The following is a 23,363-nucleotide window of genomic DNA, read 5'->3' as shown; positions in this document are numbered from 1 at the left end:
GTTGCCGTCCGCCGGCGGTGCCGGCGACGGCGAAAATCCTACGGGAACTTCGGGAACTGGGCGAAGTCGGGCTGACGCTTCTCCTTGAACGCGTCGCGGCCCTCCTTCGCCTCGTCGGTGGTGTAGTACAGAAGCGTCGCGTCGCCGGCCAGCTGCTGGATGCCGGCAAGGCCGTCCGTAGCCGCGTTGAACGACGCCTTCATGAAGCGCAGCGCCGTGGGGGAGAGGCGCAGCATCTCGCGCGCCCAGCTGACGCACTCCTCTTCCAGCTGGTCAAACGGCACCACCTTGTTCACCAGGCCCATCTGAAGCGCCTCGGCTGCGGTGTACTGGCGGCAGAGGTACCAGATCTCGCGCGCCTTCTTCTGGCCTACGATGTTGGCCAGGTAACCCGCGCCGTAGCCCGCGTCGAAGCTGCCCACCTTGGGGCCGGTCTGGCCGAACTTGGCCGTCTCGGCCGCGATGGACAGGTCGCACAGGATATGCAGCACGTGCCCGCCGCCGATAGCGTAGCCGTTCACCATGGCGATGACGGGCTTGGGCACCACGCGGATGAGCCGCTGCAAATCCAGCACGTTGAGGCGCGGGATGTTGTCCTCGCCCACGTAGCCGCCGTTGCCGCGGATCTTCTGGTCGCCGCCGGAGCAGAACGCCTCGTCCTCGTGGCGGCCGCCGTGGTTGGCGCCGGTGAGGATGATGACGCCGATTTCCGCGTCGTCGCGCGCCACGGTGAAGGCGTCGTAAAGCTCGTTCACGGTGAGCGGCGTGAACGCATTGCGGCGTTCGGGCCGGTTGATGGTGATTTTGGCGATGCCGTCGCAGGTTTCGTAGACGATCTCGCGGTAGGCTTTGCCCATCTGCCATGCGATGTCGCTCATGGCCGTCCTTTCGGTGCGCAACGGGATTGCAAACCGGATGCGCGGTATGCGGAGGTTTCGATTGGATGCGCCCATGGTACCGCGTAGCGCGCCCTATTGGCACCGCCGTACCCCCGCATGCAGAATAATTACGCAAAGATGATCTATGGGACGAGGGCGGGCGGGGCTGCGGCGGGGCTGCGGGCGGGGAGCGGGAGCGGCGGCGCGAAGCACGGGAGAGAGTGGCGGCGAAAGTGGAGCTGCAAAGGGATTGGAGGATGAAGCAGGAGATGGGGACGGCGCAAAGCAACGAGGGCAATGGAAGGGAGCGGAGAGCGAGAGAACGCTGGGGCCGGAGCGAGAACCTGGCCGGAAACGCGCAGGGGCCGACACGAGCAAACGCGACGACCACCGTCACCGCCAAGCCAAAACCGGCATGGAAGCCCCCCCCCCCCGCAAGGTTTGGTCACAAACTGCGCCCTATGGCACGCGCGGGACCGATTTCGCGTCCCCCGCGCCCTTGGCACTTGGAGAATCCCCAGGTCGCGAAAATCGCACAGGCTGCCGGCACCCCAAATTGGCCGCTCGGATTGCCATAGGGCGTCGTTTGTGACCAACTTGCATGGGGGCGCCCTTGCGTCGTGCGCAAACCGCGGCGCAAAGCCGCCTTATCGCGTCTACCCATCGCCACGCCGCGCGGCTCCGTACAACGAGAGCAAGTCCATGCAGGGGTTGCGCACACGGATGGCGCAGCCCAGCAAACACCCCGCAAGTATCCTTCTTGCTACAAGGCGCCTTCTTCCGTCCAACGCTCAATCTTTGCGTTAATATCTTTCCCGAACTCCTGCAAGAACGGTATCCACTCTTCAAGTACAGCATGCGCACATTCAATGGCAAACTCGGCATTGTAGTTGTGAGATAGCTCATTTCGCATAAGCCGTATAGCGTTCCAACGCGCATCATCAGCGATGATGCCATTATACGCAGCCTGTTCAAGCGCTTCGCGCGGGCTTCCCTTCGCCCAATCCACAATGCCATAACGTTGCACCAGGATGTCTTTCATGAGCTTCCATGACAAGTCGAAGCACAGCTTGAACTTGCTCAAAAGTCCGCTCAATACATAGGTATCCTCGAAAACGGGCTTTTCGTATGCTTGACCGAGTTCCCACAAAAGGCCGTTAAGGTTTTCCAGGCGATCCGAATAGGACGATTCCGTCACGGGCTATCATTCCTTTCAGCTGCGAACTCACAAAGCCGTTCATGCGGCACAAGTCCCATTTTTTGAGCGTCGGAAGCTCCTCCAGTGCGTCGGTAAGATTATCCCAATCGCGCGTGGTCCAACCCTCGTCAGGCCACACAGCAATGTCAATATCGCTCGTCGCGTGGTTCGTACCTTTCGCGTACGACCCATACAGCACCGCCGCCGCGATACGATGTTCCTGCAAAAGAGGCACGGCCGCATCAAGCAGATCAGCTATCTCGCTGACGTCAGCCATGCACGCACCTCCTTTTGCTCCACTGTTTTTACCCACTCAGCAATGCCCCATTATACCGACTGAATAACAAGCGAGAAAATCGGACGCGTCAATTCCAGGGCACGAACTTTGCTAGAATCTACGGACCGGCAAAGTCCGACGCGGGCGGCGCTTCCAACGATTGGAGGTATCGCCATGTTCGAGAACATTCTTTTCATCGTTGCAGCGCTTGCAACGATCGCGAGCTTCCTGTTGGATGTCTGGCGAACATGGAAGGAACGGAAAGCGCGAGCGGATGACGGGGGTGAAAAAACTCAGGACCGGTAGGTGCAACTACCGGTCCTAAATGTCCACCTGCGCCGCCCGTAACCTCTTAACCCAGGACGGGCTTTGCCGGCTCCCTGATTATACCATCAAGCGGCAGAAACCGCCATATACACGAAAGCAGCGAACGGCCTAAACTTGATGGGAGTGGGGCTACCCTTGCATCAGGATCATTTCCCTGTCGATTCCCGCCGCATGGCGCACCGGGGTACACCAAGGGGTCATCGGGGTTCAACTCCCCGCGCGTTTGTCGGCTTATTGGTTCCGCACTGCGCATGTCGCGAGAGTTGCGGCAAAGCAAAACGCGCGAAATCTGCTGCAAGCGCGCCGCGCTTCGTTCTGCATGCTCGTCCCTCTCTCTACCCCGTGTTCTGCAGGCCGGCGGAAACTCCGGTGACGGTGGCCAGGATGAGGGCCAGGTATTCGGCTTTCTCCTCGTCGGAGAGCTGGTCTTGGTGGGTGCGCACGGCGCGGAGGGCGCGCACCTGCGCAAGCGAGAGCGCGTCCACGTAGGGGTTGCGCACGCGAATGGCGCAGCCCAGCACGCGGCGATGCTCAAGCGGCCACTCGTCGCCCGCGATGGCCAGCACCCACGAGCGCGTGAGCTGCAGCCTCTGGAACACTTCGTGCGCCAGATCTTCGCGGTCGCCCAGCGCCAGGTACATCTTGGCAATGCGCGCGTCCGTTTTGGCGATGGACATCTCCACGTTGTCCACCAGCGCGGCGAACAGCGGCCACTCGCGGTACGCGCGGCGCAGAAGCTCCAGGTCGCCCAGCTCCTCGCACGCCGACCCCAGCCCGTACCAGGCGGCCAGGTTGATGCGCGCCTGCGACCACGAGAACACCCAGGGAATGGTGCGCAAATCATCAAGCGACTGCGCGCCCAGGCCGCGCTTGGCGGGACGGCTGCCGATGGGCAGCAGGCCCACTTCGGCAAGCGGCGTGACGGTGGAGAACCACGGCGCGAACCCGTCCGCATGCAGCAGGTCCAGATAGGTGCGGTGCGCGGCCTCGTTCAGGCGGGCGGCCAGGTCGGCGTAGCGGGCGGCGGCCTCGGTGTTGGCGCGCTCCACCGACGGCGCGGAGCTGAGCAGCGTGGCGGCCGCCACGTTCTCGATGTGGCGCAGCGCGAGCGCGCGGTTGCCGTAGCGCGCGAAGATGACCTCCCCCTGCTCGGTGACCTTGAAGCACCCGTTCACCGAACCCTTCGGCTGCGCGAGCACGGCGCGGTTGGCCGGTCCGCCCCCGCGGCCCACGGCCCCGCCGCGCCCGTGCATGAGCACCAGATCTATGCTGTTGCGCTCGGCCCACCGCGCGATGCGCTCCTGCGCGGCGTCCAGGGCGAGCGTAGCCGTGACGGGACCCGCGTCCTTCGACGAGTCCGAGTAGCCCAGCATGACCTCCAAACGCCGGCCCGTCTGCGCAAGGCGGCGCTGCACGTCCGGCAGCGCGAGCATCTCGTCCAACACGCCAACGCAGCCTTCCAGGTCCTCCAGCTGCTCGAACAGGGGGATCACGTCCAGCTTTGGCACGTCCTGCGCGTGGGCGAACGCCAGCTTCGCCAGCTCGTACACGTCGGCCACGTGCCCCGCGCGCTTGGTGAACGACACGATGTAGCGCCGGGCCATCCGCTGCCCGTAGCGCTTCTGGATAGAACCGATGGCGCGGAACGTGTCCAGCACCTCCCGCGTCATAGGATCGAGCGCGCCGTGAACGCCGCGAGCGCGAATGTCGGCCAGCGCCCGTTCGTGCACGAGCGAATGCTGACGAAACTCCATCTCCACCAGGTGGAACCCGAACGTCTCCACCTGCCAAACGAGCGTTTGCACCGGCCCGTACGCCGCGCGCACGGCGCCTGCGCGCGCAAGCGAGCTTTGCACGGTGCGCAGATCGGCCAGAAGCTCCTCGGGCGAGGCGTAGCGGATATCGGCGTTGCGCGCGGCCGTGCCCTCCAGGCGCACGGCCATGACCAGCATGACGGCGCGGTGCGGCTCGAAACCCAGCTCGGCAGCCACGCGCGCGGTGATGGTCTCGCTCATCTCAACCTGATGGCTCCACAGGTTCATAAGCTCCTCGGACGGCGGGGTGTGGCGCGCCTCCAGCGTGAGGTTGCGCCCGATGCGCCGACACTCCTCGGCCAGCTTCGTCACCACGTGCTCGAAGTACTTGGCCGCCACCCGGCGCGACACCTTGGCGGTGACGTTGGGGTTGCCGTCGCGGTCCGACCCTATCCAGCTGCCAGGGCGGAAAAACGCCGGGCACACGGGCGGCACGCTGCCGGCGCGCTCGCCCAGCACCCAGTCATCGAAGCGGCGGTACACCTGCGGCACCACGTTGAACAGCGTGTTGTCGAAGATGTCGATGATGGTGTCGGCCTCTTCGAGCAGCGTGGGCTTTTGGAGCGCGGTGGGCGAGGTGCGCACGAGCGCGTCTATCTCCTGCAGCATGTGCCGCTCGTTTTCCATGAGGGCCGAACCGCCCAGCCGGGGGTGCTCTTCAAGCAGCGCGGCGATGCGCCTGATCTTGCCCTCGACCGCCTTGCGGCGCGCCTCCGTAGGGTGCGCGGTGAACACGGGACGGAACTCCAGGCGGCCCAGCAGCTCGGCCGCGCGGCTGGGGCCCACCTCGCCCATGAGGCGGTCGTACGCCACCACCAGCTCGTTCGAGGCGTCCACGCGATCGTCCATCGACACGCCAAGCTCCAGCTCGCGCAGCACCTCCACGCGATAGCTCTCCTCGGACAGGTTCGCCAGATGAAAGAACGTCCCAAACGCGCGCACCACCACCTGCGCTTGGTCCACCGGCAGCTCGTCGATGAGCGCGACAGCCTGGCGAAACGCCTGCGCGCCTGCGGTGTCGGCCGTGGGGATGCCCTGGTTGTCTGCGGGCTCTTCGGCGGCGGCCGCGCCGGGATTGCCTTCGTTTGCCTTGGTCACGCTGTTGAGCAGGCGGTCGAACAGGTCGCAGACGGCGGGGTCGTACTCCTTGAGCACCGTGCGCTCAAGGCGCAGGAACAGCGCCAGCTTGTCGCGCAGGCTGGCGGGGATGTCTATTTCGGCGTAGGACTCTATCGCTTCGGCGGTGTCCGGCGCGCCCAGATGGCGGTCGAGGGGGAGGTCGGCCATGTGCTCTCCTGTTCGTCTGCGCGCCCTGTTCGCGCGCGGTGGTGGGGCCATTATACGCATCGGGCGGGCGCTGCGGCTTTTGGCCACCGAGAGCGCACAACCCCGCGCCGGGGATGGGGCCGCAGCAAGCGCGAACGGGCAGACGGCTCGCTCAGCGCGCGCCGACCGATCCAAGGACCCGCGCGAACTCGACGGGATCCTCCACGTGCGCGTTATGGCCGACCCCCTTGACTGTGCGCGTTTCGCACAAGCCGCCATCGGCCAGCTCATCGGCCAAAGCGCGGTACTTCCGGTCGCGTTCGCCCGCCAGGTAGAGCACGAAAACGCCGGCAAGGCGCAGGGCGGACAAAGCGGCCAGAACCTGATCGCGAGCCGGCATGGCGTGCTGGCCGGCATGCTCGAAGGTGCGGGCCAGCGCCTCGGCGTCGTTGGCCAGCCGACCGGCGCGGATATGCTCCCGCACGACGCAGGGCAGCGCGCGCTGGGTGGCGAACAGGGGAAGGCGCTCCCACTCGTCCATGAAGGCTTCGACGCCGACCTCGCGCAGGCGCGCGGCCCGCTTCGCATCGCGCGCGGCGTCCTGCTCGCGCGCGGCTTCGGTTGCAGGACCCAGCCCGGCGCCTTCCAGCACAAGCGCGGAGGCGCAGGCGGCGAAGTCGTCCCTTCGGCGCACAGCCGCGGACAAGGCCACGCGTCCGCCCATCGAGTACCCGACGACCACGGGCCGGGTCGCGGCGCTTTGGTTGCGAGGGGCCTTTTCCCGAGCGCGAGCGGTTCCGCTCCCGGCAGGATCGTGCGGGGCGGCATCGCCCGCGGCGGCCCCTTCGCCGGGCGCTTGGCCGCCAACGAAGCGGACGAACGCCAGCAGCGCCTCGCCCTGCAGATCGAGCGCGTAGGGAAGCGGGTTCTCCGGCGCTTCGGAACCGCCGTGTCCCACCAGGTCGAGCGCGTACACGACTCGGTCCTTTGCCAACAGCGGCGCCACGCGGTCCCACGACGCGGCGCTCTGCGCAAACCCGTGCAGCAGCACGAACGGCGCCGCAACCGCCTTGGCGCGGGCGGGCCACATCAGATAACGGTAGCGGACGCCCTCGTGGTCGAAACGGCCCTTGGCGGGCGCCGGAAGCGCCAGGCGCGGCGCGCCGTCTGCCGCCGTCACCCGAGGCCCCCGTAGGGCGCATAGCGTTCCCGCAGGCCGTCGAGCGGCACCGGCGCTTCGATCAGGCTGATGCCGGGCGTGCCGAGAAGCTCGCGATAGGCGGCGTCGAAGGCGTCGACGGTCCGTGCGCGCCGATACGGCACGGAAAACGCGCGGGCCGCCGCTTCAAAGTCCACGTCTTGCGGCGTGAGGAACAGACGCTCGAAGTACGCGTCGTCCGAGCGCTGCGGCAGCATGTCGAAGATGCCGCCGCCGTTATTGTTGATCAAAACTATTATGATGCTGGGAGCCGGTCCGCCCGCCTCGCGCTGGACGCGCAGCTCGCGTTGGAGGGCAAGGGCGTTCAGGTCGTGGAGCAGGGTGAGGTCGCCTGTGAGCAGGGTGGTTTGGGCAAAGCGCTGCGCTGCGCCCAAAGCTGAGGACACGGTGCCGTCAATGCCGTTGAGGCCGCGGTTGCAGAGCACGGTCAGGCGCTTCGGGCCGCGCAGGTAGAACGCGTCGAGCGTGCGGATGCTCATGGAATTGGCCGCGAACAGGCACGACCCTTCGGGCGCGAGCGCAAGCGCGCGGCGTGCGAACGCGCCTTCGAAGCCCTCTACGCCGGGCGCATCGTCCACCGCCTGGGCGCGGGCGCGCGCGGCGTCGTTTGCCCGCGCCCAGGCGGCAGCGAAGGAGCCGGGAGCCTCGCCAATGCCGGAGCGGAGGGCGGCGGCGCGCAGCATGCGGGCGAACTCCGCAGGCTCGCAAGGCACGAACGCATCGGTGGCCGCGTTGAAGTCGCGTGTCTCCAGCGGATCGACCACCACCTGGGCCGCTCCGCACGAGGCGGCGAACTGCACGGCCCGCTTCGACACCGGATAACGGCCGAAACGCACGATGACCTCGGGACGCAGCTCCTCGCGCACCGTGCCGCCAGGACCGAGCACCGTGCCGTAACGGTCGATGATGCACGCGTCGTCGAAGCGCCGCAGCCCGGAGAGCGGGTCGGCCAAAAGCGGCAGGTCGAACGCATGCGCCCAGTCCAGCACGGCCCGCGCGTCGTCGTCGGCGCCGCAGGTACCCTCGCCCGCCAGCACAAGCGCACGGCAACGCGCGAGCAGCGCGGCCAGACGCTCGGCCTCGGCCGGCGCAATTCCGCGAGCAACGGGCGCAACGCCCGGCAAGAGCTTAGATGTTTCACGTGAAACATCCGGACGGCGGCCGGCAGCGAAAGGATCCTCCGCGCCGAAGTCGGGCTTGAGCGGCTCCTCGAACGGGAAGTTCAGATGCACGGGGCCGCCTGCGCACCCCGCGCCCGCCGCGATAGCCGCCTCGCGCGCGGCCTGACGCGCCAGCGCGAGCGTCGGCGCGTCCGCGCTCGGCAGCGGCATCTGGCGAAACGCGCGCACATGGGAACCGTATGCGTTCAGCTGGTCGCACGTCTGCGGCGCGCCGAGGCCCTGCAAACGCGGCGGACGGTCGCCCGTCAGCACGATAAGCGGCACGCGCGACGATTCGGCCTCCAGCACCGCCGGATAGTAGTTCGCCACCGCCGTGCCCGACGTGCAGATGACGGCCGCCGGATGCCCGTCGGCCTTCGCCAACCCCACTGCGAAGAACGCCGCGCCGCGCTCGTCCACGTCCACGAACAGGCGCAACCGCTCGGGATGGCGGCGAGACAGCTCGTAGGCGCACATCGCCAGCGGCGTGGAGCGCGAGCCGGGGCTCACCACCACGTCATGCACGCCCCAACGCGCAAGCTCGTCAAAAAACGCGCCCAAGAACAGCGCCGTCGCCCGGGGGTCGGCCGCCGCACTCATCGCGCATCCTCCCCGCCGTCGAACGCGCTCAGCACGGTGCGCAGTTTCAGGTCTGTCTCGTCGTACTCGGCGTCGGCCTCGCTGCCGGCCACAATGCCGCAGCCCGCATACACCCAGCCCACTTCGCCGTCGAACACGCCTGTGCGCAGCGCCACGGAGAACTCGCCATCGCCCGCACCGTCCACGTAGCCGCACGCGCCCGCGAAAAACCCGCGGTTGTACGCCTCAATGCGCCGCAGCAGCATGCGCGCCTCGCCCACCGGCGTGCCGGCCACGGCGGGCGTGGGATGCAGGTCGCCCATCATCTCCCACAGGTCAACGCCCTCCAGCACGCGGGCGCGCGCCGGCGTGTGCAGGTGCTGCACGTGCGTGAGCGGCAGGATGCCCGGACAGACCGGCACGTCCACGTCGTAGCACGTGCGGCGGAACACCTCACGGATGAAGCGCACCACGTAATCGTGCTCGGCGCGGTTCTTCGCGTCGGCCATCAGTTCGTCGGCCAGCCGCGCGCGCTCCTCTTCGGTCCCTCCCGCCGGGCAGGTTCCCGCCAGGCACATGCTCTCCACCTCGCAGCCGCGCTTGCGCACCAAAAGCTCGGGCGTGCAGCCGCAGAAGAACACGTCGGCGTAGCGGTACAGAAGCACCGTGCCGCGCGCCGGGCCGTCTATGAGGTTGACCAGCAGATCCTTCGACGAGAACGGATGCTTTGCCACCAGGCGCCGCCGCCTTGAGAGCACCACCTTCTCCACGCGCCCCTCGCCTATGGCGGTAAGCGCCGTGCCGACAGCCTGCCGCCACGCCTCGCGCGAGTCCGGCTCCAACCGGTACGGCACGCTTTGGCGGCGGCGCGGCGGCGCGGCCAACGCCTGGCGCGCGAACCGCTCGATGCGCCCCGGATACACCGGCCCCAGCGAGTTCACCTGCAAAAGCGGCCCGCGCTCGCCTTCGATGAGCACCACCTCCGGCAACATGAACCGCAAGCGCGGAAACGCCTCGAACAGCTCGTCGGCAGGCGCAGAATTGCCCGCGTCGAAGCGGTTGAACGAGAAGAACACCGGCTGCTGAGCGTCGGGGCCCTCCAGCTCGCACTCCACGTCGTCGAGCGTCGGCAGCGCGATGCAGCGGCCCAGCCCCATGAAGCGCACGGGCCGGTCCTTGCGGTAGTAGACGAACTGGTCCGTGAACCCCTTCTGCAGCGTGCAGAACGCGTCCACGATGTCGGCATCAAGCGGCCGTGTGTACGAGTAGACTTTCGTCATGGGCTCCCCATTTCCAAACTGCGACGGCGCAAGACGATCTGCGTTCCCTATTTGCGTTCCCTACAGCGTATACCACTTTGGCCAAAAACGCTTCCGAATCGGAACAACCGCACTAGAACCCAAGATGACAGCAAGGATGCGCGCATGTCGGACAAAGATCCCACTCCTCTTCCTCCTCCGACTCAAAAAGGACGTCAGCGATAGGAAAACGACAACAACGACCGGGGACCTACCCCTCGCGCTCGCTGTCTGCGCCCTCGCAATACCGTGCATACATTTCCTGGGCGAAAAAACTGATGCGCATCACGCCCTCGATAGGATATTCTCGCCAAGGAAAAGGTTGTGCCATTGGAATTCGCGCGGAGTGGTTTTTCTAAGGTACTCTTGGAACTCGGGATTGCGCGTATTGAAAGCATAGTACGCCTCGGGGACAACGTAGTCATCCTTCAAACCCATTGTGGAACTGGTAAATTGTTGTCGTGGGCAAGCTTATGAGCAGTTGCAGCAAAGTCGTAGGGTCAGCGTCCCGCCGGTTTAGCCCAAGAGGGTTCTTCCTCGATAAGCGCAGCCTTGTCCTTTGCATGGGCAAAGTCATCAAGGAACTGGCCGAAAGAGAGTTCCATGTCAACTGGAGCCTTGGCAGCGAGCGCAGCTAAGGAAAGATAACCCTTTGCCTTATCTGGTTCCAGGTAATGCATGACTCCCTCGCGCACAATGTCAGAAAACGTTCGGCCAGACTTTTCGGCACACGCAGTTATCTTGTCAAACTCTTCCTGCCCAAACCTGATACCAATGGGCGTCGTTTTCATGGCGCACCTTTCAATCTGTAGCACAATGTAGCACATTCAAAAATGCAGGACATCGGCACTTGTTGAGCTTTTTAGCAAAGAAGGTTGCAGGCTACCGGCTCTCTGCGATCTCCGCGTCCCCCGCGTCCTCCGCGTCCTCCGCGTCGGTCACGTGGCGCAGGATCAAGAAGCCCGCGATGCCCGCCACCAGCGACGCCGCCAGGATGGCCGCCTTCGCCATGGCTACCATGGCCTCGTCCACAAACGCCAGGTTGGTCACGAAGATGGCCATGGTGAAGCCCACGCCGCCCAGCACCGCCACGCCGGCGATGTGCCCCCAGTTCACGCCCTGCGGCAGGTCGGACAGCTTGAGCTTGACCGTCGCCCACGTGGCCAAGAAGATGCCCAGCGGCTTGCCGAACAACAGGCCGCAGAACACGCCGATGGTCACCGGATTCGTCACTATCTCGAGCGGATCCATGCCCGTCAGCACCACGCTTGCGTTGGAGAACGCGAACAGCGGCAGAATGAAGAAGTACACGGGCACGTGCAAGCGGTAATCCAAACGCGTGATGGGCGGGATGGACAGGCGCGACACGCGGCCGATCTCGTTGACCTCGGCCAGGTACTCCTTCTGCACGATGTCGGGCTCGCCGGGGTCGTAGCGCTCGTCGGCGCGACGCGCGCGGGCGGCGAACCAACCGGGCGCGCGTTCGAGTTTCACCTGGGAGCGCGCGGGAATGGCCAGCGCCAGCAGCACGCCGGCGATGGTGGCGTGCACGCCCGACAGCAAAAAGCACACCCACATGCCCAGCCCCACCAGCAAATACGGCCACAGGTCGTGGATGTGCAGACGGTTGAACGCCAGCGTCAGCGCGAAAAGCGCCAGGCCGCCCACCAACCAGGCCACGTCGAGGTCGGCCGTGTAGAACACGGCGATGACCAGGATGGCTATCATGTCGTCGGCGATGGTGAGGGTGGACAGGTACGACCGCAGCCCCGACGGAACCCGGCTGCCCAACAGCGCCAGAATGCCCAGGCAAAACGCGATGTCGTTGGCCATGGGCACGCCCCAACCCTGCTGATGGGGGCCGCCGGCGTTGAGCGACAGGAACACCAGGGCAGGCATGATGGCGCCGCCGGCCGCGGCCACAATGGGCAAAAGCGCCTTGCGCGGGTTCGTCAGCTCGCCCGCCGTCATCTCGAATTTGATCTCCAGGCCCACCATCAGGAAGAACAGGGCCATCAAAAAGTCGTTGATGAAGTGGCCGACGGTCATGTGCGGCGCGAAATCGCCCAGCCAAAAACCCAGCTCGAACGAGTGCCAGAACTCGGTGAAGTACGGCAGCGCCGGCGTGTTCTCTATGGCGAAGGCGGCCACGGCGGCCGCCAGCATGAGCATGGTCGCCCGCGTGGAGGAGTGAGTGAACTCAAGCAGCTTGCGCTTGCGCCGGTGATGGCGACGCACCTCGGGTTCCAAGATGCGCTCGGTGGGCGCGCAGGCAGGATCGCCGTTCAGGCAAGCGGGGCAAGAGTCGGAAGGCTCTTCGGCAACAAAGGGCGCGGAGCCGGAGGGGGCTTCGGCGCCGGGCGCCAAGGCCCCCGGCGAGGGGGCGGCTTCGGGCTGCGGCCCAAGGCCGGCTTTGGGCTGCGGCGCGCGAGCGGTTTCGGGCTGCGGCGCGCGCCCGGTTTCGGCTTTTGGGGCGCGATCAGTCTCGGCCTTCGGCGCGCGCTCGGTTTCGGTGTTGTTTTGAGATGTCATAGGATCAGTATACGAAACAGGCCGCGACTTTGCAGCCACGACCTGGTAACGAACAGGGTTTTTCCTGCCGGCTTTCGCACGGGCGCTCGGCGCCCAACGCTGTCGGCGCGCGGGCGCTAGCAGCCGTTCGCGCAGGTGAACGCGCTCTCCTCGCGAGCAACGCCGTGCTTGACGCGGTCATGCTCCTCGGCCGACTTCGCGTCGTTCCAACGGTCCATGGTGCCCACTAGATACCCGGTGATGCGGCGAATGCGCTCGAAGGGCACAGGGGAAAGCTTGTAGCTGATGCCCACATCCTTTCCGTCAACCTCAAGCGACAGGCCCGTCACCACGCTGCCGGGATGCTGCAGGTTGCCGCGCTCGATATAGGCGCGGATCTCCTCGTCGGTCACGGGGGCGTCGCCCTCGTTCACATAGTTGACGGCAACGTCTATTCCGTCGATGCGCTGCGTGGATGGCTGTGCCATGGTCGTACTCCCTTGGGTCCGTTTGGTGTGCAAATGATTGTAAAATAGTACCATTGAGGGGGCCTCTCTGCCAAGCCCCCTTTCGGCAACAAACGGCAACAAAACAGGCAACCGGCGCGTTCGGAGGACGGCGCGGCGCGCTGCAAACGCCCCGAGCGCAGGCAGCGCGTCTTTCATGCAAGATGTTTCCCGAAAAATGGCAAAGTTCCCGAGTTATGAGTCATGCTCGGCTGCCCTTGAAGGATTCTTCGGGACCTCGCGGCAACAAAATGCCTGGTCGCATTTTCTCTTTGCCTTCACCGCAGGGAGACGGAGGGCGGAAATGACTCATAACTTGAGAACTTGCAACTCATAACTGGGGAACTTGGCCGTTTTTCGGGAAACATCTTGCATGGAGCGTCCCAAGCAAGTCGGACGGCGCCATCGGAACAGGCGGCGCTGATGGCGCGGCAACAGCGACCGGCGCAAACGGCTAACCGGCACAGGCACCGCAGGCGGCGCGGCAGACCTGACGGCGCGATCGGCAGAGGCGGTTGCGGCCGCAGCTGCAGCCGCAGCCGCAACCACAGCTGGCGTGCCCGGAGCACTGGGCGGCACAGGCGGCCGGCGGCGTAACTGGCGCCGACAGACGCAGGCGGCGCCAGTTACGCCCAACGCTAGATTTTGTACATCATCTGGAAAACGTCCTCGCGCTGGATGATGATCTGCACGCCCAGGTCGGAGCCGACGGCGTCCAGCTTCTCCTGCACGGCGTTGAAGCCCGCCATGTCGGGATCGAGCGTGGTGAGCATGGTCATAGAGAAGATGTCGTCCAGAATGGTCTGGCTGATGTCGTCGATGTTCGCGCCGCATTCGGCCAGCGCCGTAGCGACGGCGGCCACAATGCCGCTGCGATCCTTACCCAAAACGGAGACTACGCATTTCATGATGAGAGGTTCCTTTCGCTTTCTGCACGTTCGTACATCTTACCCGATCGCCCCAGGGTGTTTCACGTGAAACGCTCCGGAGCAGAACTTGAGAGGGAACCGGCAGCGCGAGGCGAAACGCGGAAACGGAGCAAAGCGAAGCACGGGCCGCGTGACGAGACGCACAGCGGAGAGAAGCGGAAACAGCACGCGACGCGAGGCGCGAGCGGAACGATGCGGGCCGCGGGACGAGGCGCGCAGCGGGACAACGCGCGAGGACGGCACGGCGAAAGGCGGCGCAAGCGCAGCACGCCGCCCAAGCGCAAACGCCAAGGCAGGACGCGAACGACGCCAGCCGAAGACCGCCTAGTCGCGGCGAGCGAAAATGAGCGACAGCGCCTCGGCGCGCGTGGCCTGGCTGCGTTCGAAGGCACCGCGAACGGCGCTCGTGGTGGTGCGGGCGCCGGGCTTCTTCACGCCTCGCATGCTCATGCACATGTGCTCGGCCTCCAGCACCACGATGACGCCCTGGGGGTGCAAATGCTCGATGAGCGTGTCGGCCACCTGGGACGTCAGGCGCTCCTGCACCTGCGGGCGCTTCGCGAACGCGTCCACCAGGCGCGCGAGCTTCGACAGTCCGCAGATGCGCCCGTCGGCCGCCGGGATGTAGGCCACGTGCGCCTTGCCGAAAAACGGCACCAGATGATGCTCGCACATGGAGTAGAAGGGGATGTCGCGCACCAGGACCATTTCCTCGTGGTGCTCGTCGAACGTGGTTTCGAAGTGCTCGGCGGGGTCTTCGGTCATACCGGCGAACACTTCCTCATACATCTTCGCCACGCGCTCGGGCGTTTTGAGCAGGCCCTCGCGGTCGGGATCCTCGCCGATGCCCTCCAAGATGAGGCGCACGCCCGCCTCTATTTTCGCTCTGTCCATGACTTCGCTTCCCTGGTCGTCTGTGTGCGGCGGAGGGCCGCCCCGCCGCCGCGCTCATTGCGTCCGCACATCATACCAGACCGGCGGGGACGAAGCGGTGCAAGATGCCGCGCCCGCCCACGTCCACGCCCGCCGTCAGCCTATCGCGGCGCACAGGGCCAGCATCGCGGCCAAAAACGCCGTGTTCACAACTGCGAACACGGCCATGAACGTGCCGAAATTGGCGCCGTCGGCGTGCAGGTAGATGCGCAGCGCTATCAGGCTGGCAAGCGACGCGACGGGCGTGCCCAGCCCGCCCACGTCCACGCCCACCAGCAGGCTTCGCCAATCCCCCGTGAACTCCGAGAGCAGCACCGCCGCCGGCACGTTGCTGATCACCTGGCTTGCGGCCACCGACGTGATCAGTGCGTTCGCGTCCACCAGGCCCTCGAACGCATGGCGCACCTCCTCGATGCGCCCCATGTTGCCCACGAACACGAAAAAGCACGCGAACGTGAGCAGCAGCCCGTAATCAACCGCGCGCAGGGCCGGACGGTCGAACAGCGCCAGCACCGCCCCCACTGCAACAAGCAGCGCGACGGGCTCCACCACACGCGCGACCGCAAGCAGGCACAGCGCGAACAACGCGATGTGCAGAAGCGCCCTGCCGCGCGCCACCCGGTTGGACGCAAGCGGCACCTCCACCTTCGCACGGCCGCCCCCCGAGGCCAGCGCCGCGCCTGTCAGTAGGACGAACGCCAGGGCCACGTACGGCAGCAGCACGGCGGCGAACTCATCCAGCCCCACGTGGTAGCGCGTGAACAGGTACAGGTTCTGCGGGTTGCCCACCGGCGTGGCCATGCCTCCCAAGTTGGCCGCCACCGCCTGCAGGACGATGACCCACGCAAGCGAGCGCGTACGGCCGGCGTGGCCGAGCACCAGCACCGAGAACGGCACGAACGCAAGCAGCGCCACATCGTTCGTCACCAGCATGGATGCGAAAAACGGCAGCATGACCAGGATGAGCGCGACCACGCGAAACGGCCGGTCGCCCTGCAGAAGCGCCTTCGCCAGCACGTCGAACAGGCCGCTTGCCTTGCAGCCGGCGACGGTTGCCATCAGGCAGAACAGCAAGATCAGCACGCGCGTGTCGAAGTAGCTCGCATACGCGGCGTCGGGCGGCACGAACGCCGCCGACACCAGCGCGCAGACAGCCGCCACGCACAGCACGGCCTCGCCGCGCGCCCAGCGCGCCGCGCGGGCGAGCAGACGGGCGGATGCGGCATCGCGCGGTCGGCCAGCTGCGCGGGCGAGGCGTGCGCGCGCGACACCGGTTGCGCGGGCGGGGCGTCCGCGCGCGACGCCAGTTGCGCGGGCGTCCGCAACCTGTCCGCGCGCGACGCCGGGCGCGGCGGAATCCGCAACCTGCCCGTGCTCGGCGCAGAACGCAGAAGCGCAGTCTCCCTCGTCGCAACCGCACGTGTCCGCAGATTGTCCGCGCGCGACGTCGGGCGCAGCCCCTTCGTTCTCCTCCCGATGTTTCACGTGAAACATTCGCGCATTGCGGCTTCCGCCGGCAACGCGCCCTCCCTTCTACAGGTCCAGCTCCACGCCCACGGGGCAGTGGTCGCTGCCATACACCTCGCTGTAGATGGACGCGCTCTCCAGCTTAGGCGCAAGCTCGTCGCTGATCAGGAAGTAGTCGATGCGCCACCCCGCGTTCGTCTGGCGCGCCTTGAACCGATAGCTCCACCACGAGTACGCGCCCGTCGCATCCGGATGCAGTCGGCGAAACGTGTCCACGAATCCGGCGTCCAGCAAATCGGTGAACTTGCCGCGCTCCTCGTCGGAAAATCCCGCCTTGCCACGGTTGGGGCCGGGGTTCTTCAGGTCTATCTCCTGGTGCGCCACGTTGAAATCTCCGCACATGACCACGGGTTTCGGCTGCGTTGTCTCGCCGGGAGCGGTGAGCGGCAGGTCGGCGATGGTCACGTGGCCCTCGCCCGGCGCGGGACGCTCAACCGGCACGCCCGCCGGCAGCACGCCCTCTTCCAGACCCTTGCAGAAGTCTCGGAACGCGTCGTCCCACTCCATGCGATGGTCGATGCGCGCCAGCTCGTTCTGCGCGTTGGGCGTGTACACGTCCACGAACCAAAACGTCGGGAACTCAAGCGCCACAATGCGCCCCTCCGTGTCCAGGTACTCGCTGCCCAAACCGTGCAGCACCTGAAGCGGCTGCTCCTTGCAGAACACGGCCGTGCCCGAGTAGCCTTTCTTCTGCGCGTAGCTCCAGTATTCGCGGTATTGCGGCAGGTCGAGCGTGGCTTGGCCCTCCTGCAGCTTCGTCTCCTGAAGCGCGACGATGTCCGCGTCCAGTTCGCAAACGATGTCCTCGAACCCTTTCTGCAGCACGGCCCGCAGGCCGTTGACGTTCCACGAAACGAAACGCATGGACCCTCCTTTTCGAACGAAACCGCGCGGGTGGCGGGCAGAGCGCACCGCGCGGGACAGCATAGGACGCGTCGCGCGAGTCGCCAGCGCACCCGCAGGGCACCGACGCGCTGCGCGAGGCGGCGACGGACCGACGAACCCGCAAATGTCGGCACGCTGCGTGGACGTCGGCAGACCTGCGAACACGCGAGGCGTCGGCACGGTTCGCCCAGTATAGCGGAACCGTCAGGGAGGCAACGCGGCAAACGAGTGTTTCACGTGAAACATCTTGTCGCATTATCGTATGATATTAGTACAAATGTTTCACGTGAAACATTTGGTCGCGCCAACGAAACTCGCATGCGGGGCAAGGCCCCAAAGCGGCAAGACAAAGCGGAGCGAAAAGCCCCGGGGAGACACGGAACACGAAGCGCCGAGCGGCGGGATGCGACCCGCCGAGCGGCGGAACGCAAGACGCCGAGCGGACGCGGCGAGAAGCGCGGTCCCGTACTTGCCGAGCGGGCGAACATCGTGGGCGCATCGCACTGGGCGACGGGATGCGATGCGCCGGGCAGATGCGACGCGAACGCGAGACGAAGCGCCGGGCGGAGCGGGGCAGGACGCGAGCGCAAGCGCAAGGCAAGACGCGGAACACCAATGAAGCGGCGCGGGGCGCAACCGCCCCAGCGCGCAAGCAGAGCGGGACGTGAATGCAGGCCGCGAGCGCCCCAGCGCGCGAGCCGGGCAGCGCGGGGCGCAACCGCCCCAGCGCGCGATCGAGCCTACTTGTGATACGGCTCGCCGCGCGAGATCTTCTGGGCGCGGTACAACTGCTCCAGCAGCACGACGCGCGCCAGATTGTGCGGCAGCGTGATGGGACCGAACGAAAGCGTTTCGTCGGCACGGGCGCGCACGGCATCGCTCACGCCGTCCGAACCCCCTATCACGAACGCCAGATCGCTCTCCCCGCCAAGCGCCAGGGCGTCGATTCGCCGCGAAAGGCCCACACTCGAACGCTCCGTGCCCTCGATGGCCAGCAGCACCGCATGCGCCGCGCCGGGAAGCGCGCCGAGGATGGCGGCCCCCTCCTTCTCGCGCGCCGCCTCCGTTCCGCCGGCGCGGGCCGGGTCCACGTCGGGAACCTCGCGCACGATCGTCTTCGCGTACGGCTGCAGGCGCTTCACGTACTCGGCGCACGCATCAGCCCAGAACCGCTCCTTCAGCTTTCCCACCGCAATGACCGTGAACCTCACCTTCGCCTCCTTTTCAAGCAGATTGTACCCCGCCGCCCCAGCCCGATTGTCGGTTTCTTTCGTGATTGTCGGTTTCTTTCGTAAAGGCGGTTGATTTCTCGTGCGCGCCCCGCGTCTCGTCCTATACTGGACGCCTGAACATACCTCAAACGCACAAGGACACGCGCATGAACAACTACCAACACGCTCCGCGCGGCTACCATGTGGGCCATCGCCGCGCCAACCCCGCAAAAGTCGTCGGCATTATGATGGGATGCCTTGTCGCGTTGGCGCTGGTTGTGTACGCGGGCGTCGCATTCTACTTCTCGGGGCGCTTCATGCCCAACACCACGGCCGGCGGCGTGAGCCTGTCGCTCATGTCCGCGAACGACGCCGAGAAAGCCCTCCAAAGCAAGCTGGACAACTACACGCTCTCCATCAGCGGCCAAGGGCTTGACCTTCAGCTGACCGCCGCCGACGCGGGCCTTGCCGTGAACACGTCCTCCCTGATCAAGGACATGCTCAACGACGTCAACCCGTGGCTTTGGCCGTTCCAGATAGCCGCGCAGCACGACGAGTCGGCCAAGCTGGTGGCCGCCGCCAGCGGAACGAACCTGGCCAACGCCGTCACCGCCGCTGTGGAGGAGTTCAACGCCTCGGCCACCCCGGCCGCAAACGCCACCATCTCCTACAACGCCACCACGCGGCAGTTCGACATCATCCCCGAATCCGTGGGCACCGCCCTGGACGTGCAAGCCGTGGTGGACATGGCGGAGCAGGCGCTTTCCACCCTCTCGCACCGCGTGTCCGTGACGGCCGAGCAGCTGCAGCAGCCCACGATCTTCTCCACCGATCCGCGCTTGAACGCGGCCATCGAAACCGCCAACACCATGACGAAGGCCAACGTCACCCTCACCATGGGCGACCGCCCCCTCGTCGAGGTGGGAGCCGACCTCATTGCCGAATGGATCACGATAGACGGGGAGGCCAACGCGGCGCTTGGCGACGACGCTCTGAACGCCTGGGCCGCCGAAGTGGCCGAAGAGTACGGCACCGTGGGCGCCACGCGCAGCTACGCGCGCCCCGACGGCAAGCAGATCACCGTGCAGGGAGGCGTGTACGGTTGGGAGATAGACGGCGCGGCGCTGGCTGCGGCCGTGAAGGACGCCGTGGCCGCCGGGGGCGTCCAGAGCCTGGCCGTGCCCACCGTCACGTACGGCGACGCCTACAACGGGCCGGGCGCGGCGGACTGGGGACCGCGCTACCTGGACATCGACCTGGCCGAACAGCACGCGCGCTTCTACGACGAAAGCGGTGCGCTCGTGTGGGAGTCCGACATTGTGTCGGGCATGCCCGACGGCGAGCACGACACCCCCTCCGGCGTGTACTGGATGAACCAGAAGGAAAGCCCCTCCACGCTCAACGGCTACAGCGGGGACACGAAGATCTACGAAACGGTGGTGCAGTACTGGATGCCGTTCGTCGGCGGGGCCATCGGCCTGCACGACGCCGACTGGCAGGCCGCGTTCGGCGGCACGCGCTACGCCGACGGCTACGGCAGCCACGGCTGCGTGAACCTGCCGCCCGCCAAAGCCGCCGAGCTCTACAACATCGTCCAAGGCGGCGACGTGGTGGTGTGCCACTGGTAGAAAGCTGCGAAACGAAGCGAAAGGGCCGGGCGGCGGGCCTTTCGCGTCGCCTCGTGTCGCCTCGTGTCGCCTCGCCTCGCGTCGTTTCGCGTCGTTTCGCATCGCCTCGCGTCGTTTCGCTTCGTTTCGCTTCGTTTCGCATCGTGTCGTTTCGCGTCGCGTCGCTTCGCTGTTCCCGCCATCCAGCCACCCTCCGTTGCCAAGAGTGTTTCACGTGAAACACTCGTGCGCTTTCTGTTGGATGTTTCACGTGAAACATCCAAGTCCTCCGTGCGAACACGGATGTGCGGCGCACTGGCAGCGCACCGCCCGCTCCGCGCCCCCAGCGCGCCGCCCGCCGCAGCGATGCACCGCAACCGCCGCACCCGGCCCGCCCTCGGTGCCCGCATTTCGCCACCGCTCGCCGCAGCCGCCGCGCACCTGGCCGCGCCGCAACCGTCCTGTCCCGGCGCTCGCCTCCGTTGCGTCCTCGGCACCCGCCTCCCGCCGCCCGCCGCAGCGGCCGATGACCGCCCGTCAAAACGCCCGTTCCCAAAGCGGCGGCTTCCTGTTACAATGGCGCCCTAAGCGACCCCCGTCGAACCGTTCTGAATCGGATGCGACGCACGGCGAGCAATGCGCAACACGCAACGCGCAGCCGCACGCACGAGACAGAGCGGGTAGGGGCCTCTGGAGAATCCCGCGCAACGCGCCATACGCAGCGGACGCGGGTGCCGAAGGGGCAAGGCGCGCCGCAGCACAAAGCCGCAGCGTCGCCGAAACTCTCAGGCAAAAGGACAGAGCCGAAGCATCCGCTTCTCGCACGCCCGCACGTTCGTGCCCGCGAGCACTCGCTCTTTCCCCACCTCCTTTCGGCCCCGCACGACGGGGACCGCGCAACGCATGACGATGCCGCGCAGCCACACGGCGGCGGTCGTCGCATGCAACGCACGGCTTCGCCATCCGCCGCATGGCAAGACGAAGCGCATGGCGGATCGCACCGTTTGGCAGCAGGCACGACAAAGGAGGAAACGCGCAATGGAAGGGTTCTTCGGCGCCATCAACGACGCCCTCGACGCAATCGACAGCTTCATCTGGGGGCCGCCCCTTATGGTGCTCATCCTGTTCGGAGGCGCACTGCTCACCATACGGCTGCGCGGCCTGCAATTCCGCCAGCTGCCGCGCGCGCTGCGCTACATGGCGAAGAACGAGACCGGCGGCGAGGGCGAAGTGACCAGCTTCGGCGCGTTGTGCACCGCGCTGTCAGCCACCATCGGCACGGGCAACATCGTGGGCGTGGCCACGGCCATCGTCACGGGCGGTCCGGGCGCCATGTTCTGGATGTGGCTGGCCGCGCTGTTCGGCATGGCGACGAAGTTCTCCGAGGGCCTGCTGGCCGTGAAGTACCGCAGCATCGACAAGAAGACCGGGCACGTGCTGGGCGGCCCGTTCTACTACATCGAGCGCGGCATGGGACGCAAGTGGCGCTGGCTGGCGAAGGTGTTCGCGTTCTTCGGCATGTGCGTGGGCTTGTTCGGCATCGGGACGTTCACGCAGGTGAACTCCATTTCCACGGCCATCACCGACTTCTTCGACCCCAACAAGAGCGCCACGGTGAGCATCTTGGGGATGGACTACTCCATTGCCACCGTCATCGGGTCGCTTGTGCTGGCCGTGCTGGTGGGGCTGGTGGTCATCGGCGGACTCAAGCGCATCGCGAAGGTGTCCGAGCGCGTGATCCCCGCGATGGTGGTGCTGTACGTGGGCTTCTCGCTCATCTTGGTGTTCACGAACCTGGACAAGATCCCCGGTGCGTTCGTGGTCATCTTCGAAAGTGCGTTTGGACTGCAGGCGTTCGGCGGCGGCATGCTGGGGGCCATCCTCATAGCCATGCAGATGGGCATCGCGCGCGGCATCTTCTCCAACGAGGCTGGTCTGGGGTCGGCGCCCATCGCTGCGGCGGCCGCGCAGACGAAGGAGCCGGTGCGCCAGGGCCTGGTGTCTATGACCGGCACGTTTTTGGACACTATCATCGTGTGCTCGATGACGGGGTTGGCGCTGGTCATGACTGGCGCGTACCAGATCCCCGGCCTTGAGGGTGCCGCTGTGACCACCGCCGCGTTCCAGGCGGGCCTGCCGTTCATTCCCGGCGAGGTGGTGTCGTTTGTGCTGATGGCGTGCCTGGTGCTGTTCGGGTTCACCACCATCCTCGGATGGGATTACTACGGCGAGCGCTGCCTGGAGTACTTCAGCAACGGTTCGATGAAGGCCGTGAAGGTGTACCGGTGGCTCTACATTGCCGCCGTGTTCATTGGCCCGTACATGACCGTTGCTGCGGTGTGGACCATCGCCGACATCTTCAACGGCCTGATGGCGCTGCCGAACATGATTGCGCTGGTGGCGTTGTCGGGCGTGGTGGCAAAGGAGACGCGCGACTACTTCGAGCGCCTGCGCGCCGCCGGCGACGAGGAGCACATGGCGCCGCATCGCCCTGAGAACTGGGACGTGCCGCCCCTCGACCCGCTCAACGCCCCCGACGACGAGCTGGCCGGAGCGCGCGGGTAATCGCCGAAGCGCGGGCATCCTGCCGGTGATCGTCGGCAGACTACTGCGGGCGGTGGCTGCTGCGGGCGGTGACAGACTGCGCGGATGGTCCGCTGCAGGCGGTGGTCCGCAGGCGGTGGTCGCGATGCGGCGGACAGGGTTCAACCCGCCCGCCGCATCGCCTTTCTGGGACCGATTCGAAACGCCGCCGGGCTTCCGGCAGACCGGCGACAGTTTCCAGCAATCTCCAGCGGGCCAACGGCGAGCTCCCGGCAGGCCAGCAGCAGACCTCTGGCGGCGTTACAGTAAGAAATCCGGAAATTTCCGAAAATCTTACCGTTAGCGCGGAAACAGGGTAGCGCGGAGCGCGGAAGGGGAAACAACCAGTGCGCACCAGTGCGCGTGCCGCATCAACGCGGCACGCAAGGCACGGAAAAGGAAGCGACCTGTGTGCAAATTGCGTCGCTGCACCCGAGACGCGGTGCACCTGACGCAGCGGCGCACTCGGTTGCGCGCAAGGCCGCCGCGCATGGTATGATGACCCCGGTGCTTCGCCGCATCCGGGCAGCCCCGAGAGGGGGTGCCGCCCATGGACACGCAGACCGTTTTGGCGCTTTGCGCCATTTTCTCCGTGGTTCTGGGAATCGTCGGCATAAGCCAGCGCCGCAAGTAGCGGACGCGTCGGCAACGCCGG

The 23,363-nt window shown here is 66.2% G+C and carries 18 protein-coding genes and 1 riboswitch; of the genes, 3 read left to right on the top strand and 15 right to left on the bottom strand.

Annotated elements, in window-relative coordinates; all coding sequences use genetic code 11:
- Nucleotides 1-38: 38 nt before the first annotated feature.
- The 3 genes from menB to ACWKY3_RS11550 form a co-directional block, all read right to left on the bottom strand.
- Nucleotides 39-878, bottom strand: coding sequence for a 1,4-dihydroxy-2-naphthoyl-CoA synthase (gene menB, locus ACWKY3_RS11560; RefSeq protein ID WP_449316557.1), 840 nt, complete (start codon nt 876-878; stop codon nt 39-41).
- Between the two features lie 763 nt (nt 879-1,641).
- Nucleotides 1,642-2,076, bottom strand: coding sequence for an HI0074 family nucleotidyltransferase substrate-binding subunit (locus ACWKY3_RS11555; protein ID WP_449316556.1), 435 nt, complete (start codon nt 2,074-2,076; stop codon nt 1,642-1,644).
- Nucleotides 2,036-2,353 (bottom strand): nucleotidyltransferase family protein, encoded by a 318-nt coding sequence (locus ACWKY3_RS11550; RefSeq protein WP_449316555.1) that lies wholly within the window; start codon nt 2,351-2,353, stop codon nt 2,036-2,038. Before ACWKY3_RS11550 ends, ACWKY3_RS11555 begins: the two co-directional genes overlap by 41 nt.
- 174 nt (nt 2,354-2,527) lie before the next feature.
- On the opposite strand from ACWKY3_RS11550, the gene ACWKY3_RS11545 reads away from it, so the two are divergent.
- Nucleotides 2,528-2,659: a hypothetical protein gene (locus ACWKY3_RS11545; protein WP_449316554.1), complete on the top strand. Its 132-nt coding sequence runs from the start codon at nt 2,528-2,530 to the stop codon at nt 2,657-2,659.
- A gap of 356 nt (nt 2,660-3,015) precedes the next feature.
- Here the strand turns inward: ACWKY3_RS11545 and ACWKY3_RS11540 are convergent, their stop codons facing one another.
- The 12 genes from ACWKY3_RS11540 to ACWKY3_RS11485 all read right to left on the bottom strand — a co-directional run bounded on the left by ACWKY3_RS11540 (nt 3,016) and on the right by ACWKY3_RS11485 (nt 18,518).
- Entirely contained in the window at nt 3,016-5,781 is a 2,766-nt protein-coding gene (locus ACWKY3_RS11540; protein WP_449316553.1) for a phosphoenolpyruvate carboxylase, read from the bottom strand.
- A gap of 151 nt (nt 5,782-5,932) precedes the next feature.
- Nucleotides 5,933-6,940: an alpha/beta fold hydrolase gene (locus ACWKY3_RS11535; RefSeq protein WP_449316552.1), complete on the bottom strand. Its 1,008-nt coding sequence runs from the start codon at nt 6,938-6,940 to the stop codon at nt 5,933-5,935.
- Nucleotides 6,937-8,739: a 2-succinyl-5-enolpyruvyl-6-hydroxy-3-cyclohexene-1-carboxylic-acid synthase gene (menD, locus tag ACWKY3_RS11530; protein ID WP_449316551.1), complete on the bottom strand. Its 1,803-nt coding sequence runs from the start codon at nt 8,737-8,739 to the stop codon at nt 6,937-6,939. The genes ACWKY3_RS11535 and menD overlap by 4 nt, the downstream gene beginning before the upstream one ends.
- Nucleotides 8,736-9,998 (bottom strand): isochorismate synthase, encoded by a 1,263-nt coding sequence (locus tag ACWKY3_RS11525; protein WP_449316550.1) that lies wholly within the window; start codon nt 9,996-9,998, stop codon nt 8,736-8,738. Before ACWKY3_RS11525 ends, menD begins: the two co-directional genes overlap by 4 nt.
- A gap of 518 nt (nt 9,999-10,516) precedes the next feature.
- Nucleotides 10,517-10,807 carry a hypothetical protein gene (locus tag ACWKY3_RS11520; protein WP_449316549.1) on the bottom strand — a complete coding sequence of 97 codons (291 nt, stop codon included), beginning with the start codon at nt 10,805-10,807 and terminating at the stop codon, nt 10,517-10,519.
- A gap of 91 nt (nt 10,808-10,898) precedes the next feature.
- Nucleotides 10,899-12,548: a Na+/H+ antiporter NhaA gene (gene nhaA, locus ACWKY3_RS11515; RefSeq protein ID WP_449316548.1), complete on the bottom strand. Its 1,650-nt coding sequence runs from the start codon at nt 12,546-12,548 to the stop codon at nt 10,899-10,901.
- 116 nt (nt 12,549-12,664) lie between these two features.
- Nucleotides 12,665-13,015: an anaerobic ribonucleoside-triphosphate reductase gene (nrdD, locus tag ACWKY3_RS11510; RefSeq protein ID WP_449316547.1), complete on the bottom strand. Its 351-nt coding sequence runs from the start codon at nt 13,013-13,015 to the stop codon at nt 12,665-12,667.
- A 656-nt stretch (nt 13,016-13,671) separates the two neighbouring features.
- Complete coding sequence (locus tag ACWKY3_RS11505) at nt 13,672-13,941, bottom strand: ACT domain-containing protein (RefSeq protein WP_449316546.1); 270 nt, start codon at nt 13,939-13,941, stop codon at nt 13,672-13,674.
- A 345-nt stretch (nt 13,942-14,286) separates the two neighbouring features.
- Nucleotides 14,287-14,856, bottom strand: a complete 570-nt coding sequence (folE, locus tag ACWKY3_RS11500; protein WP_449316545.1) for a GTP cyclohydrolase I FolE — start codon at nt 14,854-14,856, stop codon at nt 14,287-14,289.
- 135 nt (nt 14,857-14,991) lie between these two features.
- A complete protein-coding gene (locus ACWKY3_RS11495) occupies nt 14,992-16,380 on the bottom strand; it encodes an SLC13 family permease (protein ID WP_449316544.1) in 1,389 nt (462 codons plus the stop codon).
- A gap of 48 nt (nt 16,381-16,428) precedes the next feature.
- Nucleotides 16,429-17,286, bottom strand: coding sequence for an exodeoxyribonuclease III (locus tag ACWKY3_RS11490; protein WP_449316543.1), 858 nt, complete (start codon nt 17,284-17,286; stop codon nt 16,429-16,431).
- Between the two features lie 761 nt (nt 17,287-18,047).
- Nucleotides 18,048-18,518, bottom strand: a complete 471-nt coding sequence (locus ACWKY3_RS11485) for a 23S rRNA (pseudouridine(1915)-N(3))-methyltransferase RlmH (protein ID WP_449316542.1) — start codon at nt 18,516-18,518, stop codon at nt 18,048-18,050.
- Nucleotides 18,519-18,685: 167 nt separating this feature from the next.
- On the opposite strand from ACWKY3_RS11485, the gene ACWKY3_RS11480 reads away from it, so the two are divergent.
- On the top strand, nt 18,686-20,146 hold the full coding sequence (locus ACWKY3_RS11480; RefSeq protein ID WP_449316541.1) for a L,D-transpeptidase family protein: 1,461 nt from the start codon (nt 18,686-18,688) through the stop codon (nt 20,144-20,146).
- A gap of 659 nt (nt 20,147-20,805) precedes the next feature.
- Nucleotides 20,806-20,936: riboswitch (glycine riboswitch) on the top strand.
- A gap of 227 nt (nt 20,937-21,163) precedes the next feature.
- Nucleotides 21,164-22,690: an alanine/glycine:cation symporter family protein gene (locus tag ACWKY3_RS11475; RefSeq protein ID WP_449316540.1), complete on the top strand. Its 1,527-nt coding sequence runs from the start codon at nt 21,164-21,166 to the stop codon at nt 22,688-22,690.
- Nucleotides 22,691-23,363 lie beyond the last annotated feature (673 nt).

The organism is Rubneribacter sp. (assembly GCF_965361815.1).
This window is presented reverse-complemented; position numbering and strand designations above follow the sequence as displayed.

Bases quoted from the DNA above. Each gene is read 5' to 3' on its own strand.
- ACWKY3_RS11475 (WP_449316540.1), top strand. From the start codon at position 21,164: ATGGAAGGGTTCTTCGGCGCCATCAACGACGCCCTCGACGCAATCGAC.
- ACWKY3_RS11480 (WP_449316541.1), top strand. From the start codon at position 18,686: ATGAACAACTACCAACACGCTCCGCGCGGCTACCATGTGGGCCATCGC.
- ACWKY3_RS11545 (WP_449316554.1), top strand. From the start codon at position 2,528: ATGTTCGAGAACATTCTTTTCATCGTTGCAGCGCTTGCAACGATCGCG.
- ACWKY3_RS11490 (WP_449316543.1), bottom strand. From the start codon at position 17,286: ATGCGTTTCGTTTCGTGGAACGTCAACGGCCTGCGGGCCGTGCTGCAG.
- folE (WP_449316545.1), bottom strand. From the start codon at position 14,856: ATGGACAGAGCGAAAATAGAGGCGGGCGTGCGCCTCATCTTGGAGGGC.
- ACWKY3_RS11540 (WP_449316553.1), bottom strand. From the start codon at position 5,781: ATGGCCGACCTCCCCCTCGACCGCCATCTGGGCGCGCCGGACACCGCC.
- ACWKY3_RS11550 (WP_449316555.1), bottom strand. From the start codon at position 2,353: ATGGCTGACGTCAGCGAGATAGCTGATCTGCTTGATGCGGCCGTGCCT.
- ACWKY3_RS11520 (WP_449316549.1), bottom strand. From the start codon at position 10,807: ATGAAAACGACGCCCATTGGTATCAGGTTTGGGCAGGAAGAGTTTGAC.
- menD (WP_449316551.1), bottom strand. From the start codon at position 8,739: ATGAGTGCGGCGGCCGACCCCCGGGCGACGGCGCTGTTCTTGGGCGCG.
- nhaA (WP_449316548.1), bottom strand. From the start codon at position 12,548: ATGACATCTCAAAACAACACCGAAACCGAGCGCGCGCCGAAGGCCGAG.
- nrdD (WP_449316547.1), bottom strand. From the start codon at position 13,015: ATGGCACAGCCATCCACGCAGCGCATCGACGGAATAGACGTTGCCGTC.
- menB (WP_449316557.1), bottom strand. From the start codon at position 878: ATGAGCGACATCGCATGGCAGATGGGCAAAGCCTACCGCGAGATCGTC.
- ACWKY3_RS11525 (WP_449316550.1), bottom strand. From the start codon at position 9,998: ATGACGAAAGTCTACTCGTACACACGGCCGCTTGATGCCGACATCGTG.
- ACWKY3_RS11505 (WP_449316546.1), bottom strand. From the start codon at position 13,941: ATGAAATGCGTAGTCTCCGTTTTGGGTAAGGATCGCAGCGGCATTGTG.